This window comes from Streptomyces xanthii, assembly GCF_014621695.1.
GTDB lineage: Bacteria > Actinomycetota > Actinomycetes > Streptomycetales > Streptomycetaceae > Streptomyces > Streptomyces xanthii.
In genome coordinates, this window is record NZ_CP061281.1 from 16,431 (window position 1) to 31,305 (window position 14,875).

Here is a 14,875-nt window from a genome sequence, read left to right on the forward strand (position 1 = left end):
CCAGCGCCCCTATCGCAACGATCCCCACCACAACGCCGAGAAGGACATAGAGAAGGATCCGCCCGGTGCTCCGTTTCCCCCGAGGTGGCTGCCCATGGGGCGGCTGGCCCCACGCTCGCCCGCCCTTGGGCGGCTGCCCCCACCCTGAGTCCCCCGACGGCGGCTGGGCCATGGCGACCCCCAGATGCAATATGTGGTGGCGCTTCAAGCATCCCCCTGACGCATCGGCGCTGCACCTGGAAGCCGGCTGCCAGATTTCCAGCAGTCGTTCACATTCCTCATCTACACCGACGAGGCCATGGCCGTACTCGCCCGTAGGGACTGTCGAGGCGCACCACGGCAAGGCTCCCCTGACACCGCTGGGCCGCCCGGGACGGACTCGATGTCCTCGAGTCGCGCTGCGGAAGTCTGTTCCGTGCCTCGGAGTAACTGGTGGGGGCGGGAATTCGTTGTCCGAGACAGGAGCGACGGGGGGCCACGCGTGGCGTGGCGCGCGCGGGCCGATGGTGCACAACAGCCCAGCCGTGTTCCCGCAGGCCCCGTCGTGTCGTAGAAGCGCACGACGGGGCTTCGCCCTATTCAGCGTCTGGATACGAGCCTCGGGCCGCAGATGTGACTCTCACTCGTCGTAGTCGATGGGTGTGAAAGCGTCGCGGCGCTTGCGGTGCTCAGAGCCGTAGGAAGTTCACCGCTGCCGGCCTGATGGTCGACGGCGTCGTGAGCTGCGTCGTACTGGGCGGTCGAGTCAGTCGAAGCGTCGATAGACGGTCCCACGCCCGCCGTGGCGGCCTCAGGGTGCGGCGTACGGTCATATCTCCTCAGCCCGGTACGAGCGAACGCCTTCGGCTGCCTGACCACCACGGGGCCGGGCCAGCCGATAGCCGGCAGCCAGCCTGGGGACGGGGCGATCGATCCACCGTGGGATACAGCCCCATCGCGCAGCGACGCCCGCCCGCCCGCGTACACACTGAACTGCGGGCGTGAGAGGGAAACCGGGTTGCGAGCCGGTCGGGGGCTGCGGTGGAATCGGGCGGGCTGTGCACGTGCGGCCGGGGCGGGGAGGCATCGGTTCATGGACAGGTCGACAGCGCTGGACAGCGTGCTGCAGCAAGCGCACGTGGTCCAGGTCAGCTCGGTGAGCGAGTTCGGGGCGGTCGGAGAGATCCGAGTGGACCTATCCGACCCGGCGGAGTCGGCCAAGCTCAGGGCAGCCATGGCCGTGGAATCGCTGCCCGGATTGCGCTGCATGTGCTTCGGGGACGTCCGCTTCGAGGTGTTCGACCAGGACGGTGGGCGGCTCACAGACGTAGTCCTGCACCACGGGGCGACATTGAGGTGGGCGCAGTGGGAGAGTGACGCCGTCCTCGCCCACGGCCGCTTGCTCCTGGCCTGGCTGGACGGGCACGGCATGCCCGGACCCATGCAGCAGTTCGAGGCCGACCGAATACAGGCCGAGCAAAGGGCCGAAGAGGAGCGAAACTGGCTCGCCGCCATGCCCGCCGGACTGGAGGGGACCGCCGAACGGATCCTCGACCTCTCCCGCACCGGCGGCACGCCCTCCCCCGAATTGCTCGCAGAACTCACGGACCGGCTGCAGCTGACATTCCCCGACCCGGTGGAGCGGGTGCTGGCCCTGCTCGACTGGAACGGCTCCGGGAGCGGGCGCTGTTCCGGCTACCCCGTCCATGAGAACGTGCCTGGCCAACTGCTGGGCAGCGTGCCGATCGCCGACCTGCTCGCCGCCCTGACCGACCCGCGGGCGGAAGAGCGGCACGACGCAGGGGCCGTGCGGCATCTGGTGAGCTGGAAGACCCGCCCACACCAGAAGCGGGACGTCGCCGGCCTGCCCGAACCGTTGCGCGCCCGACTGCTGGCGAACGCCCGCCGCTCTGGAGACTCCGACAAACAGGGCCGCGCCGAACGGTGGTTGGCACCGCTGCGCGCCTGAGAAAGCGAGATGGCCCTCGAACACCGACCTCCGGACGGCCACCTTTGGGGTGGGGACATCCCAGTACTTCACTGGCCGCGTTCGGCTGTACGCCGACAGGTCGCAAATCTCGCCGGCGCAGAGAACAAGATCAGACAGCTGCAGACCAGCCCACGACTGCCGGCCCTACTGGGCATACCCGCTGTGCCGAGGCACAGGCCCTGCCCATCGGATCTTTGATCAGTATGGTGATGAAGTCGTGGCTCTGATCTTGCTGTTCGCCGCATCTGTCATCATCGGCATACCAACTGCCATGGTGTGGCTGCTGGGACGGTACGCGAAGGTGCCCAGTTGGATGCTGATCGTCTTCCTGCTGGCCGGCTGGCTGACCGTGTTCAGCGGCTGGGCGCTCTCGCAGCGTGCTCAGCCGTTCCTGTTTCCTGACGCCTCGCCCTGCCACGGCACGAGCGGCGCTCCTGTCTCGCAGTACGTTCCACCCGACTCCTTCTGTCGCCATGCCGACGGGGAGTTGCGGACCGTCAACGCGGCGAACGCCAAGCTCATGTTCTGGAGCACCGCCAACACCACCCTGGCAGTGATGATTGGCGCAGCTTTCGCCCGGCGTCACCAACGATCCCGGTCGTGAACGCCCCAACACTGGCCGCCATGTCTTCGAGCGACCTCTCCCGGCCGGGCAGCCGGCATCTGCCCGCTCGGCCGCACCGGCTCTCCGCTTCACGGGAGGCGGGGATTGTCTGATGCCTCATTGTGATTCGCGCGTGTACAACCCCATGCGGATGCCAGCTGTCTGTAGGGCGATGGAGCACGCGCCGCCTGTAGTAGGCGGCGACGTCAGGACCCGGGATGCCACGCGGGCAGCGCTCCCGCGTCATCGGGGACATGACGATCCGGTTGGGCAGTTCGAGCGACCTGATCTTCAGGGGTGCGAACAGGGCGTCCGTGGGTGCCGGGGAGCCGGTGCTCACAGCGGCTTCTCCAGGAAGCTGTAGAAGTCGGGAGTGTGGTCCTCGCGGAGGCGGGTGAGTCTGCGGTAGCTGATCAGCCACCGTCCGTCGACCCTGCGGTACACCTCGTGGTAATGACCGTAACCGTGCAGGTGTTCCTCGCGGTCGCCGTTGGTCCACCACAGCTTGTCCTCCATGGCCCAGATCCCACGTGCCGTGAAGTCGGAGGTGAGCTCGATGATCGGCGTGTGCCCGTGATGGACCGTGGTGAGCGGCACCGGGCCGTCCAGCATGGTGCGGATGGCGTCGGCCAGCAGGTCCTTGCCGAGCACGCGATTGCGCTCACCTGCCGTCGCGGGCTGCTTGTCGGCGGGAAGGCCGCCCCAGGTCTCGCTGATGACGTCGTCGGTGTGCAGCGTCGGGTAGATGTGCCATTCCTTGGTGTCCATGCACCGCAGCCGCTCAGCGAAGACCGCCTTGATCTCCTCGATCGCCAGGAGCTGCTCGGCCGCGCTCAATGTGACCGCCGTACCGGAACCGTCCCGCATCAAAACCCCTCCCAGAAAACCGATCAGACGCTTGATCCAACCCGATGGGCATGCTCGCACCCATGCGGCGTCCGTACCTTCTTCCGGATCCCGCTGAACGGGACCCGTGATGCGGTCGGCGGCGGCCTCCTCAGCCAGCCGGTGGGCGCGATCACACGTGCTGTATTCGCCCGCCCCGGCGACCGTCAGATATCCGCAAGCACGGGACGGCGACGAGGACGCCGGCCTGCGGGAGGCAGGCCACTCGGGCAGGGAAGCGCTCTCCCAGGCGTCCTGGAGCGCGGCCTTGCCGGCACCCCGACTCGCTCGATGCCGTAGGCCTCGCCGATGCGATCGGGGCGACGTCTGCCTTGGGCGTGAGCGCGTCGATCTTGATCGCCGTAGCCGTGGGCAACGGCATGCCTCCCGCGTCCTTCCTCGGTCTCGGCTGCGATGGTGACCGCTATGTGGATCATGACTAGGCCGAGGCCGGTCGCGCCGGTCCAGACGGGCGGGGCTTGAGTGTGCCCTTTCAGTGATAGCCCCGATCCCTTCAGGCTATGGGAGACGCCTTCACCACTGTGACCGTGCACGACAGTTGGCCCGTAGGGGCCAAGTCCTCGCTCAGCCACGGCGGAGATGCCGCAGGCTTCCGGATGGTCAAGGTGTGGGCGAGGCCTCGGTGATTGCCATCCAGTCTCGGATCGTCTCCTGGTGGGAACCCCTCGCCGTACTCGCAGCCACCGCCTCGGCGTCCTCGGCGGAACACGGCGTTCCCGCTCGGGTGAGCAGGACGAGTGGCCACGCAGGGCCCGCGCCGACCGGGTCCCCGTCAAAGGCGGCCCAGTCCCAGGGGCCGTCGAACCGCCATGCCCGGCCGACGGCATCGGCGACCTCGTCACCCGCCTGGAGGGATGCGTATGGGCGCATCAACAGTTCGAAGGTGAAGGGAATCCCATCGCCCGGGTGGATGGTGTACCCCGAGCCATCAAGATGGCTCTCGTCCGGGAACTCGCGATACGACAGACCTCGAGGCAGCACGGTAACGGTCCGGGTGGGATGTGGCAGCCAAGCCGTCTCCAGCGGGGGGTCGTGGTGTTCGACATCCGTCACATGCACCACAGTGGGCGGCACGCCGACCCGGCAGACGTCTCCCGCCTTCAACTGTTCGGGCGCAGGGTCCGTTCGGAACAGTTCCGCCTCCACCTCAGGCGAGCTCCCGCCGCTGTGCACACCGAGGGCGACGACCCCGTTCCAGCGCGCGAACTCGTTCTCGGTGTCGATCTCCCACCACGGCCATCGCACCGACACGTGATCCCACGTGACACCCTGCACGACCCTGGTAACCGTGAAGGAGCACGCGACCGACAGCACGTCACCGACCCGGAAGTCCCCCTCATCCATCATTCGGCCAGGGTAGTGGGGCCCTCACGGCGGTACACATGGGCCTGCCACCGACTGACCGGCCCGGGCCCAGGGCCACCCACCGTGGACATGGACCAACCAGCGTGCTCAAGGGCCGCCTTTCGCGCTCAGTCACAACCGCGGGTGTGACTGAGCGCCACAGTTGGCCCGTCGGGCCAGGCCGGTACTCAGCGCTGCCGGGTTCATTGAAGTTACGTGGCTGATGCTCAGCGCCCGACGGGTGCTCTTACCTGCATGGCACTCCTGACATCAGTGAGGGTGATCGTCGCTTGGATGTCGGCGGCGGACGCGAGGTGGACTTTCTTACGTACGCGCACGCTTCGCCCCTCGTCGTCGATCCAAGCGTCGGCGTCGACCGCGGTGGCCGGTCGTAGGTTGCGGCCGACGGTCCTGTCCACCGACTCGACTCCCTTCGGGGTGAGTCGGGCCGAAACGCGCAGGGACTCGCCTCTTACGGTGGGCCACCATCGTGCCGAGGCGCCAACCAGCGTGGCCCGGATGGACAACTCCCATGCACGGGTTCGGCCCCACGGTGGCGCCGGCTGCGCGCGGACGGTCAGTTCGCAGGGAGTGACGAGGCAGTATCGGCTTGCTGTGTGGCGGACCAGGTAGCGAGAAGGCGTAGGCCCTCTTCGTCCGGTGAGCCGGGTTCCGCGGTGTACACGGTGAGGGTGAGGCCGGGTTCGGCGGCCATCTCCAGCCCTTCGTAGGCAAGGGTGAGGTCGCCGATGGCGTGGTGGTGGAAACGCTTGGTGCCAGTGCCGTGGTGGCGGACGTTGTGGGCGCCCCAGCGGGTGCGGAACTCGTCGCTGCGGGTGGAGAGTTCACCGACGAGGTCGTGCAGGTCCTTGTCGTGCGGGTTGCGGCCGGCTTCGGTGCGCAGGATCGACACCGCCACGTCGGCGGCTTGGTCCCAGTCGGGGTAGAAGCGGCGGGAGGCGGGGTCGAGGAAGTTGAAGCGGGCCAGGTTGGCCTGGTTGTGGGGCGTGGCGTAGACGTCGTCGTAGAAGGCGCGGGCAAGCTGGTTGGTGGCGAGCAGGTCCATGCGGCCGTTACGGACGAAGGCAGGGCCGGCCGTGACGGCGTCCAGGACCCATTGCAGGCTGCGGTGCGGCTTCCACTGCGGGGGGCGGCGTCGGGGGCGGGTGAGGGCGTCGGAACCGTCGGCCGTGTGGGCGAGGTTCAGCAGGTGGGCGCGTTCGGCGTCGTCGAGCTGGAGGGCGCGGGCGAGGGCTTCCAGGACGGCCGGGGAGGCGCCGGCGAGGTTGCCGCGCTCCAGTTTGGAGTAGTACTCCACGCTCATGTCGGCCAGGGCGGCGACCTCACTGCGGCGCAGGCCGGGGACGCGGCGGCGACTGCCGGAGGGCAGGCCCGCCTGCTCGGGGGTGATCTTGGCTCGTCGCGAGGTCAGGAACTCGCGGACCTCTGCTTGGTTGTCCACACCTTCGACGGTACGTCCCGCTCACGGCGGAATGGATGTACTGGCAGTACACCCTTTGCCCGTGCCTCGCTGCGCGCGCCAAGCGGGGGTTACCTGGATGACGTGGCGTTTTCCCGCCCGGTCTCGGACCGGACGGACGAGCGCCCACCGGCCCTGCACCCGGCGACGCCCCCGCTCTGGCTCGCCCCCTGGTACGTGAAGGAACCCCTCCCATGCGCGGCGCAATGATCTACGCTCCTGGCGACATCCGCTTCGAGACGCTCGACGACCCCAAGATCCTCAACCCCACCGACGCGATCATCCGCACGGCCGTGACCTGCGTGTGCGGATCGGACCTGTGGCCCTACCGCGGCACCGAGCCGACGGACGAGCCGCATCCGATGGGGCACGAGTACGTCGGTTTCGTCGAGGAGGTCGGTTCCGAGGTCACCTCCGTCAAGCCGGGCGAGTTCGTGGTCGGCTCGTTCGCAACCTCGGACAACACCTGCCCGAACTGCCGGAACGGCTTCCAGTCCAACTGTCTGCACCGCGAGTTCATGTCGACCTGCCAGGCCGACTACGTACGCATCCCCCACGCTCACGGCACCCTGGTCGCCACCGACGAGGTACCGGGCGAGGAGCTGTGGCCCGGTCTCCTGGCCGTCTCAGATGTGATGGGCACCGGCTGGTGGGCGGCGGACGCGGCCGAGGTGCGGCCCGGCTCGACCGTCGTGGTCGTCGGTGACGGCGCGGTCGGCCTGTGCGCGGTGATCGCCGCGAAGGAGATGGGCGCGGAGCGCATCATCGCCATGTCCCGCCATGAGAGCCGGCAGAAACTGGCCCGCGAGTTCGGCGCGACCGACATCGTCGCCGAGCGCGGTGAGGAGGGCGTCGAGAAGATCAAGGAGCTGACCGGCGGGATCGGCGCCGACAGCGTCCTGGAGTGCGTCGGCACCGCCCAGTCCATGCAGCAGGCCCTGCACTCGGCCCGGCCCGGCGGCAACGTCGGCTTCGTCGGCGTCCCGCACGGCGTCGCCGTCGACGGACAGGAACTGTTCTTCTCCCACGTCGGTCTGCGTGGCGGCCCCGCCCCCGTACGCCGCTACCTGCCCAACCTCATCGAACGCGTCCTGACCGGCGCCATCGACCCTGGCCGGGTCTTCGACCTCACTCTGCCCCTGGACCAGGTCGCCGACGGCTACAAGGCCATGGACGAGCGGCGCGCCATCAAGACCCTTCTCAAGCCCTGACCTCCCGCTCTACGACCGAACAAGGAGCACTCGTGCAGATCACCCGCAGCTCGATCGACACCGTCAAGGGCCCGGCCGACTAGTTCACCGGCGACGTCTACATCGACCCCGTCGCTGCGGCCCCCGCCCCCTCCAGAGTCACCGCCTCCCTGGTGCACTTCATGCCAGGCGCCCGCACCCACTGGCACCGCCACGCGCTGGGCCAGACCGTCTTCGTCACCGAGGGCATCGGCCTGTGCCGGCGCCGCGGCGGCCCCGTCCAGGTCATCCGGCCCGGCGACCGCGTCCTGTTCGAGGCCGGCGAGGAGCACTGGCACGGCGCCGCCCCCCATCGACTGATGGTCCACCTCGCCAACAACGAAGGCGACGACGGCCACGCCGTCGTGCACTGGCTCACCCCCGTCACCGACGAGGAATACACCGCCACCCCGGCCTCCGACTGAACCCGGCCTGCCACGTCCTTCCGCCCGTCAACCACCCCGCTTCCGGGGGCGGTCCCGATGTCCGATGCGGCCCGCCCCACCCCACGTCGTCGAGGAGAACCATCGTGACCACCTTCGCTCTCGTCGGCGCCGGCCCCGGCTTGGGCCTGGCGGCCGCCCGCCGCTTCGGGAGAGCAGGCCATCGAGTGGCCCTCCTCTCGCGCAGCACCCGGCACCAGGACAGCCTGGTGTACGAGCTGGCCAGGGAAGACATCGACGCCCGCGGCTTCACCGCCGACGTCCTCGACCCCGCCTCCCTCACCACAGCCCTGCACGAGGCCGCGGACACCTTGGGGCCCGTCGAGATCCTGCAGTTCAGCCCCGTACCGCGGGGCGACTTCATGAAGCCCGTCCTGGACACCACCGCCGCCGATCTGGACGACCCGCTCGCGTTCTCCGTCAAGGGACCGCTCACGTGCGTGAACGCGGTCCTGCCCGGCATGCGGGAGCTGGGGCGGGGCAGTCTGCTGTTCGTCAACGGCGGCAGCGCGGTACGCCCGAAGGCCAGCGTGGCCGGTACCTCGATCGCGTTCGCCGCCGAGAGCGCGTACGCGCAGATGCTCCACACCGCCCTCGCGCCGGAGAACATCCACGTCGCGCAGCTCATCGTGTCCGGGGCGATCAGCCCCGAATCCGCGGCCTCCAGCCCGGAGAAGCTGGCCGAGCTGCTGTACGGCCTGCACACCGACCGCAAAGGTTTCCGCCACTACGCCGAGCCCATGCCCGACCCGCAGGACGGCACCCCATGAGCACCTTCGCCCTCCGCCGCGCCCTGACCATCACCGTCACCGTCGGCGTGCTGGTCCTGGCCGCGACCGCCTGCTCCGACGACTCGTCCGCCGAGCAGACCCCCTCCACCACCTCCGCCGCGTCGTCCGCCCCCGGCTCCACACCGGCTTCGGCGTCGGCGAGCCCGACCGGATCAGACACGAGCACCCCGATGGACATCCGCGTCACCATCGACGGCCAAGAGGGCGAGGCGACCTTGAACGACAGCCCCGCCGCCCGCGATCTGGCCTCCCTGCTCCCGCTCACCCTGGACCTGGAGGACTTCCATGGGACCGAGCGGATCGCCGACCCGCCCAGGAAGCTGACCACCGAGAACGCGCCCGAACCGCAGGCGCCGAAGACCGGTGACCTCACCTACTACTCCCCCTGGGGCAACCTCGCCATCTTCTACAAGGACGGCCCCTCCGCCTCCTCCGACCTCCTGGTCCTCGGCCACATCGACGCCGACGCGGACCAGCTCGCCGGCGCCGACCGGATCACCCTCAAGGCCGCCTCCTGACCTCCCCCAGCACCGCCCCTCCTCGTACGGGAAGAAGTTTTCGCATGCCCTCCGCCACCGGGCCCGCCCCCGGCAAGCTGCCCTTCGTCGTCTGGGTGCTCGCCGCCGGCACGTTCCTGATGGGCACCACCGAGTTCGTCATCGCCGGGCTGCTGCCCGAGATGGCCGCCGACCTGAACGTCAGCGTGTCCCACGCCGGCCTCCTGATCACCGCATTCGCCGTCGGGATGATCGTCGGCGGGCCCACGATGGCCATGGCCACCCTGCGCCTGCCCCAGCGCCACACCCTCATCGGCGCCCTCGCCGTCTTCGCCCTCGGCCACGCCGTCGCCGCGCTCAGCACCTCCTTCACCATCGTGCTCACCGCCCGCGTGGTGACCGCCCTGGCCACCGGCGCGTTCTGGGCCGTCGGCTTCGTCATCGCCACCACTGCCGCCGGGCCCGCCCGGTCCACCCGGGCGGTCGGCGTCATGATGGGCGGCCTCACGCTGGCCAATGTCGTCGGCGTGCCCATCGGCTCGTTCGTCGGCCACTACACCGGCTGGCGCGGCCCGTTCTGGGCACTCGCCGTCCTCGCCGCCCTGGCCGCCGCGTTCGTCGGCCGGTTCATCCCTCGTACCGAGCAGCGGGCCGACGTCTCGGTGCGCGCCGAGGTCCGGGCCCTGAAGCAGGGACGGCTGTGGCTGGCGCTCGCCGCCGCGGTACTGATCATGGGCGGGGTCCTGGCGACGTACACGTACATCACCCCGCTGCTGACCGACCGGGCGGGCATCCCGGCCGGTGCCGTACCGCTGGTGCTGATCGCCTTCGGTATCGGTGCGCTGGGCGGCACCGCGATCGGCGGTCGGCTCGGCGACCGCCGCCCGATGGTCACCACGATCACCGCGGCAACGGCCACGTCCCTCATCCTGCTGGCTCTCGTCCCCGCCTCGAACAGCCCGGTGGCCGCCGTGGTCCTGGTCTTCGGCATGGCCCTGGCGGGGTTCACCGTCAACCCGGTCGTCACCTCCCTCGCCGTCCGCTTCGCCGGTGATGCCCCCACCCTCACCTCGGCGATGACCACCTCCGGCTACAACACCGGCATCGCCGCCGGTTCCCTCGTCGCCGGGCAGGCCCTGGACTCCTCGCTCGGTCTGACTGGACCGGCCCTGGTCGGCGCGATCTTCGCCGCGCTCACCCTGCTGCCGCTGATCGCCCTCGCACTGCGCGGCACCACCGGCCCTTCGCGGACCGTCGCACACCACACCGCTGACACGCACGAATCGCAGACCGTGGGCACCCCCGCAACGACCGCGCACTGAACTCCACTGCCGTACACATGCGTTGGGAGCCATCGTCATGAACCCCGTCCGGGACCTCCCCTCAGGCGACACCGGCCAGTGCTGTTCGGTCAGGAACAGGCAACCGCCTCAGATACCGGCGGCGCCGCTCGGGAGCAGTACGCGGAGCGAGCAGCGGAGGGACCGGGCGGATGCGAGGGTTACTCCATGAACGACTCACGCTCGCGCACCTCCCGCTCTTTCGATGAACTCGTCGCGGAAGCCGAAGAGGCCCCTGTTGAGGGCTGGGACTTCTCCTGGCTGGACGGGCGGGCCACCGAGCAGCGCCCCTCATGGGGATATCAGCGGTTGATGAGCCAGCGCCTGGGCCGCGCCCGGGCCGCGCTCGACATCCAGACGGGCGGCGGCGAGGTCCTTGCGGGCGCGGAGAACCTGCCGCCGACGATGGTCGCGACCGAGTCGTGGCCGCCGAACGTAGACACGGCGACCCGCCTGCTGCACCCGCGCGGCGCGGTCGTGGTCGCCGACGCGGACGAACCGCCGCTGCCGTTCGCCGACGCGGCCTTCGACCTGGTGACCAGCCGCCATCCGGTGACCGTGTGGTGGGACGAGATCGCCCGCGTTCTTGAGCCGGGTGGCACGTACCTGTCCCAACAGGTAGGTCACTCAAGCGTGTTCGAAGTCGTTGAGTTCTTCCTCGGCCCGCAACCCGAGGAGAACCGCCGCGCACGCCACCCCGACGACGCACGGCGCGACGCCGAGACGGCGGGACTGGAGATCGTGGACCTGCGCTTCGAGCGGCTTCGCACCGAGTTCTACGACGTCGGCGCGGTGATCTACTTCCTGCGCAAGGTGATCTGGATGGTTCCCGGTTTCACCGTCGACGCCTACCATGACCGCTTGCGCGAGCTGCACGAACTCATCACGACGGAAGGTCCATTCCTCGCGCACACGACGCGCTTTCTGATAGAAGCACGCAAACCCTCAAACAGGTGACATGCGCGGATCTGCGGCCTGGGCCGCCGGAGTCGGTCCGGCCAACAGCCTGGGCATGACGATCCGCTTCAACTCCCACCCTCACGACCCGAGCAGGACGGGGTCGGACAAGCGGGTGGCAGGTGACGTGACTGCGTCAATAGAGTGACCGGATGGGACTCTTCAAGCGGAACAAGGCGACGTCCGGCGTGCTGCTCGTGTCCGACAGAGGCATCCGGCAGGTAAGGACCTCGTCGTTCGGGATGGAGCTCGTGCAGGAGGTCGCCCGCCTTCTCGGTTCGGAGCACATACGGTCCACCAAACTCGGCGAGGAGCTCACCCTCTGGTACGCCGAGGACGGCCCGGGCCAGGCGCGCTCCGGCCCGCCCAACCCCGTGGCCAGCCGGCTCGCGGCCGATCACGGCGCGGCGCCCGTCACCGGTCCCGCCGTCGTCACCGGTCCGCTGCTGTACGGCAGCCCGTACCCGCTGGGCGCCGAGGAGATCACACAGGTCTCGGGGCACCTGAACGGCGCATAGCCGCGGCTCAGTTCAGCCGGCCATGGCCGCCACGATGCGGGGCAGGAGTACGGCGTTGGCGCTGCCGAGCGACACCCTGACCGGCTGCTGCCTGCCCCGCTCGTGGATCGACACCAGTCCGTTCCCGACCTCGATGTCCGCGAGTGAGCCCCAAGCGGCATCCATGACGCCGCGCAGTGTGAGCCCGTCGCGGTGCACGCGCATCTCGCCGATGGTGAACGACCCGCCGCGCCGGATCAGGTCGAGACGCTCCGCGAGCAACCGGGGCTCCAGGACTCGCTGCGCGAACTCGACCAGGGCCAGCCATCCTTCGGGGGCCTCTGCCCTCTTGCCGCCCTTGCTCCAGGTCAGGTTTCCCAGACTCGCCGGTGAGTCCCCGTATCTGCCCACGCCGTATGTGTACGTATTGGTGTACGTGGAGGGAATCAGGAAGCCCAGGTGTTTGGTCCGCGAGACGGGATACCGGACCCACTCGATCTCCTCCCAGGCCAGTGAGTCACGGCCGTACGTGATCCGCTGGCTGTCGGCGACCACGTGCGTCGTCCAGCCGACCAGGCTGTCCACGAAGGGGCGTTCGGGGGCCTCCGGGCGCGGGGGTGCGGATCGCGGAGGCGCCGTGCGCGGGGATGTCGTACTTGGGGATGTCGTACTTGGGGATGCCGTGCGACGGCCGTTCGCCCCGGCATAGGCCCTCAGCCATGCCGGCACCCCGGCCCGCGGGTAGGCGGCGAGATCGTTGCGGTAGTGCGTGGGGGCGAGCAACTGCCCCTCGGGGAGCCGCTCGTCACCGTAGTCGTACTGGGTGGAGACCTGGGCCTGGCCGCCGGGCCCCTTGGTGACGGAGATCATCAAGCGCAGCCACGGTCCGGCGGGCATGGCGGCCGCGAGGTGGCGCTGGCGGCGTACGAGGACGGCTATCTGCTCCGGCACCCGTGCCTCCAGGGGCTGTTCGTGCTGCCAGAAGCACAGGTCGGCCGTCTCGGCGGAGACGGCGCAGGAGAATACCGCCACCATGCGTTCCCACTGCTGTGGTCCGCACAGCGCCAGTTGGCGGGCGATCTCGTCGGTCAGCGCGGTCACGCGGGCCGTCGTCATCTCCTCGGGCGGGGTACCGACGACGGTGAAGTCGGTGATCGCGCCCGGCTGCCCGGACCGGGCGTCGAGGCGCTCGAACTCCGCCTTGAGGTCGTTCATGAACGCCTCTTCAGCGGGCGGACGTCGTACGAAGGCCTCCTCCGCGGTGAACAATGCGTGGGCCTGTCCGGGCGGAATGGCGGAGGTGACCTCCTTGATGCGCCCCGTGTCGCCGACCATGAACACCGAACGGCCGACGGGCATGTCGAGGAAGGCCATGGGATCGCTGTCGTCGACGTCGACGGGCGCGTAGACGCTCCAGCCCGCGGCGAACCGATCCGCCGCCAGGCCCTGGACCGGGTAGTCCAGGCCTCCGGTGGCGATGTGCTCCTGGACCAGGGTGATGGCGCGCCGTTCGTCGATGCGTCCGACGGCACCTGGCTGCGGGGCCCTGCCCAGCGGATGGTTCGGGTCCGCCCCGTCCGGGCCCGGGTAGTGGTGGGTGAGCTCGAACCACAGGCGCATCTCGTCGGCGGTCACCGCGTCGGTCCCGGGGCTCACTGCGTCCCACGTGCCTCCGAGGTCGCGGGCGTAGAGCCCGACGGCCTCCCCCTCGGAGACGGTCACATAGTCGCAGCCATGGAGATCACCGTACGCGGCGACCATGGTGAGCGATGGCGCGGCGGGGCGCTCCTCGCGCGCGACCTCCCTGCCGTACACGCCCATCGCGGCCAGCACATATCGGGGCACCAGCACCACTCCCTCGCAGAGACCGGCCCCGACCGTAGCCCACAGCAACCATCTTGGCGAAGAGGGGAGTTGGGTTACCCGACCGCACGGATCTGACGGCCTGGGCCCGGTGTCGCGACGCATCCCGGTACGCACAACTTTGCTCCGCCCGCATGTTCCCTGACGTAGGTCCCTACCAGACCTGGACCATGGCCACGCTCCCCGAGACTCCGACCGCGCTGCGCCAGAACGCGGGCAGTCGCCTGTGCCTGGTGGCCCGCAGCGGTCAGCCGACGATGTAGCCGTGCCTGGCAGGTGACCAGGCCGCCCTGTGGACCGTCCATGACCTCGGCCCCAGCACCACGGGATACCAGATCGTCGCCTCATGGGCCTGTACAGGTGCGTCGGGTGGATGACGGGCCCGACGCACCGGGCGGCTTTCCGTTACTTGCGGCTGAGGGTTTGGGCGTCCCCGTTGTCAGGATCTCCCACGCTGCGCCGCATCGTCGGATGCTCCTTCGAGCCGCCGAATTCCCACGGGTTGCCATCGCAGACCGTGGTCCACAACTGCTCCGCTTCCTTTTCGTCGGGATACACACCCCACTCGCCGGTGCCGCTGCACTCCGACACCTTGTCGCCGTCGTTGTTGAACTCGGCGAGGTCGGTGACGACGACGGTGCCATCGTCCTTGAAGAGCACGGTCCCGGTATCGCCCTCGGTCCAGGTGCCTACGATGTCGGCCCGCGTCAGCGTCTGCTGCTGCCACATGCACCCCGTGGCCGTCGCCAACACCGCGACCGCCAAGACCACCCCACGCAACCCCGCAGCGACTCGCCCTCGCTCATCGGGCATGGCTCCCCCTTGCGTACGTCAAACGCTGGTTGCTTCGCGCACCAGACCGGCAAGCGCTCACGCTGCCACGAAAGTTGAACATGTTCAACTCTGGTCAGTATTCTGACAGCCCCGCTCCCCACCGCAATGAGCACCCGGTCGG

14 protein-coding genes and 1 pseudogene are annotated in these 14,875 nt (G+C 69.2%); 10 read left to right on the forward strand and 5 right to left on the reverse strand.

Annotated elements, in window-relative coordinates; all coding sequences use genetic code 11:
• Nucleotides 1-1,072 precede the first annotated feature (1,072 nt).
• Both IAG42_RS00105 and IAG42_RS00110 read left to right on the forward strand, forming a co-directional pair.
• Nucleotides 1,073-1,948, forward strand: a complete 876-nt coding sequence (locus IAG42_RS00105; protein ID WP_188334926.1) for a hypothetical protein — start codon at nucleotides 1,073-1,075, stop codon at nucleotides 1,946-1,948.
• A gap of 238 nt (nucleotides 1,949-2,186) precedes the next feature.
• Nucleotides 2,187-2,573 carry a hypothetical protein gene (locus IAG42_RS00110; RefSeq protein ID WP_188334927.1) on the forward strand — a complete coding sequence of 129 codons (387 nt, stop codon included), beginning with the start codon at nucleotides 2,187-2,189 and terminating at the stop codon, nucleotides 2,571-2,573.
• 336 nt (nucleotides 2,574-2,909) lie between these two features.
• Here the strand turns inward: IAG42_RS00110 and IAG42_RS00120 are convergent, their stop codons facing one another.
• The 3 genes from IAG42_RS00120 to IAG42_RS00130 form a co-directional block, all read right to left on the reverse strand.
• Nucleotides 2,910-3,440, reverse strand: a complete 531-nt coding sequence (locus tag IAG42_RS00120) for a nuclear transport factor 2 family protein (RefSeq protein WP_188334929.1) — start codon at nucleotides 3,438-3,440, stop codon at nucleotides 2,910-2,912.
• Between the two features lie 639 nt (nucleotides 3,441-4,079).
• Nucleotides 4,080-4,826: a hypothetical protein gene (locus IAG42_RS00125; protein ID WP_188334930.1), complete on the reverse strand. Its 747-nt coding sequence runs from the start codon at nucleotides 4,824-4,826 to the stop codon at nucleotides 4,080-4,082.
• 574 nt (nucleotides 4,827-5,400) lie between these two features.
• Nucleotides 5,401-6,285 (reverse strand): helix-turn-helix transcriptional regulator, encoded by an 885-nt coding sequence (locus IAG42_RS00130; protein ID WP_188334931.1) that lies wholly within the window; start codon nucleotides 6,283-6,285, stop codon nucleotides 5,401-5,403.
• Nucleotides 6,286-6,497: 212 nt separating this feature from the next.
• Between IAG42_RS00130 and IAG42_RS00135 the strand changes: the two genes are divergently transcribed.
• The 7 genes and pseudogenes from IAG42_RS00135 (at nucleotide 6,498) to IAG42_RS00165 (ending at nucleotide 12,078) form a co-directional block, all read left to right on the forward strand.
• On the forward strand, nucleotides 6,498-7,514 hold the full coding sequence (locus IAG42_RS00135; RefSeq protein WP_188334932.1) for a zinc-dependent alcohol dehydrogenase family protein: 1,017 nt from the start codon (nucleotides 6,498-6,500) through the stop codon (nucleotides 7,512-7,514).
• A gap of 32 nt (nucleotides 7,515-7,546) precedes the next feature.
• Nucleotides 7,547-7,957, forward strand: a pseudogene (locus tag IAG42_RS00140) ((R)-mandelonitrile lyase).
• A 104-nt stretch (nucleotides 7,958-8,061) separates the two neighbouring features.
• Nucleotides 8,062-8,745 (forward strand): SDR family NAD(P)-dependent oxidoreductase, encoded by a 684-nt coding sequence (locus tag IAG42_RS00145; RefSeq protein WP_188334933.1) that lies wholly within the window; start codon nucleotides 8,062-8,064, stop codon nucleotides 8,743-8,745.
• Nucleotides 8,742-9,284, forward strand: a complete 543-nt coding sequence (locus IAG42_RS00150; RefSeq protein ID WP_188334934.1) for a cyclophilin-like fold protein — start codon at nucleotides 8,742-8,744, stop codon at nucleotides 9,282-9,284. Before IAG42_RS00145 ends, IAG42_RS00150 begins: the two co-directional genes overlap by 4 nt.
• A 44-nt stretch (nucleotides 9,285-9,328) precedes the next feature.
• The gene (locus IAG42_RS00155; RefSeq protein WP_188334935.1) at nucleotides 9,329-10,585 is read left to right on the forward strand and encodes an MFS transporter; all 1,257 of its coding nucleotides are present in this window, start codon (nucleotides 9,329-9,331) and stop codon (nucleotides 10,583-10,585) included.
• A 186-nt stretch (nucleotides 10,586-10,771) separates the two neighbouring features.
• Nucleotides 10,772-11,560, forward strand: coding sequence for a class I SAM-dependent methyltransferase (locus IAG42_RS00160; RefSeq protein ID WP_188334936.1), 789 nt, complete (start codon nucleotides 10,772-10,774; stop codon nucleotides 11,558-11,560).
• A gap of 152 nt (nucleotides 11,561-11,712) precedes the next feature.
• Nucleotides 11,713-12,078 carry a hypothetical protein gene (locus tag IAG42_RS00165; RefSeq protein ID WP_188334937.1) on the forward strand — a complete coding sequence of 122 codons (366 nt, stop codon included), beginning with the start codon at nucleotides 11,713-11,715 and terminating at the stop codon, nucleotides 12,076-12,078.
• Nucleotides 12,079-12,090: 12 nt separating this feature from the next.
• On the opposite strand, the gene IAG42_RS00170 is transcribed toward IAG42_RS00165, so the two are convergent.
• On the reverse strand, nucleotides 12,091-13,902 hold the full coding sequence (locus IAG42_RS00170; RefSeq protein WP_188334938.1) for a hypothetical protein: 1,812 nt from the start codon (nucleotides 13,900-13,902) through the stop codon (nucleotides 12,091-12,093).
• Nucleotides 13,903-14,054: 152 nt separating this feature from the next.
• Here IAG42_RS00170 and IAG42_RS38285 point away from each other — a divergent pair, with 152 nt between their 5' ends.
• Nucleotides 14,055-14,183, forward strand: a complete 129-nt coding sequence (locus IAG42_RS38285; protein WP_262928297.1) for a hypothetical protein — start codon at nucleotides 14,055-14,057, stop codon at nucleotides 14,181-14,183.
• Nucleotides 14,184-14,325: 142 nt separating this feature from the next.
• Here IAG42_RS38285 and IAG42_RS00175 read toward each other — a convergent pair whose 3' ends face one another.
• Nucleotides 14,326-14,733 (reverse strand): hypothetical protein, encoded by a 408-nt coding sequence (locus IAG42_RS00175; RefSeq protein ID WP_188334939.1) that lies wholly within the window; start codon nucleotides 14,731-14,733, stop codon nucleotides 14,326-14,328.
• Between the last annotated feature and the right edge of the window lie 142 nt (nucleotides 14,734-14,875).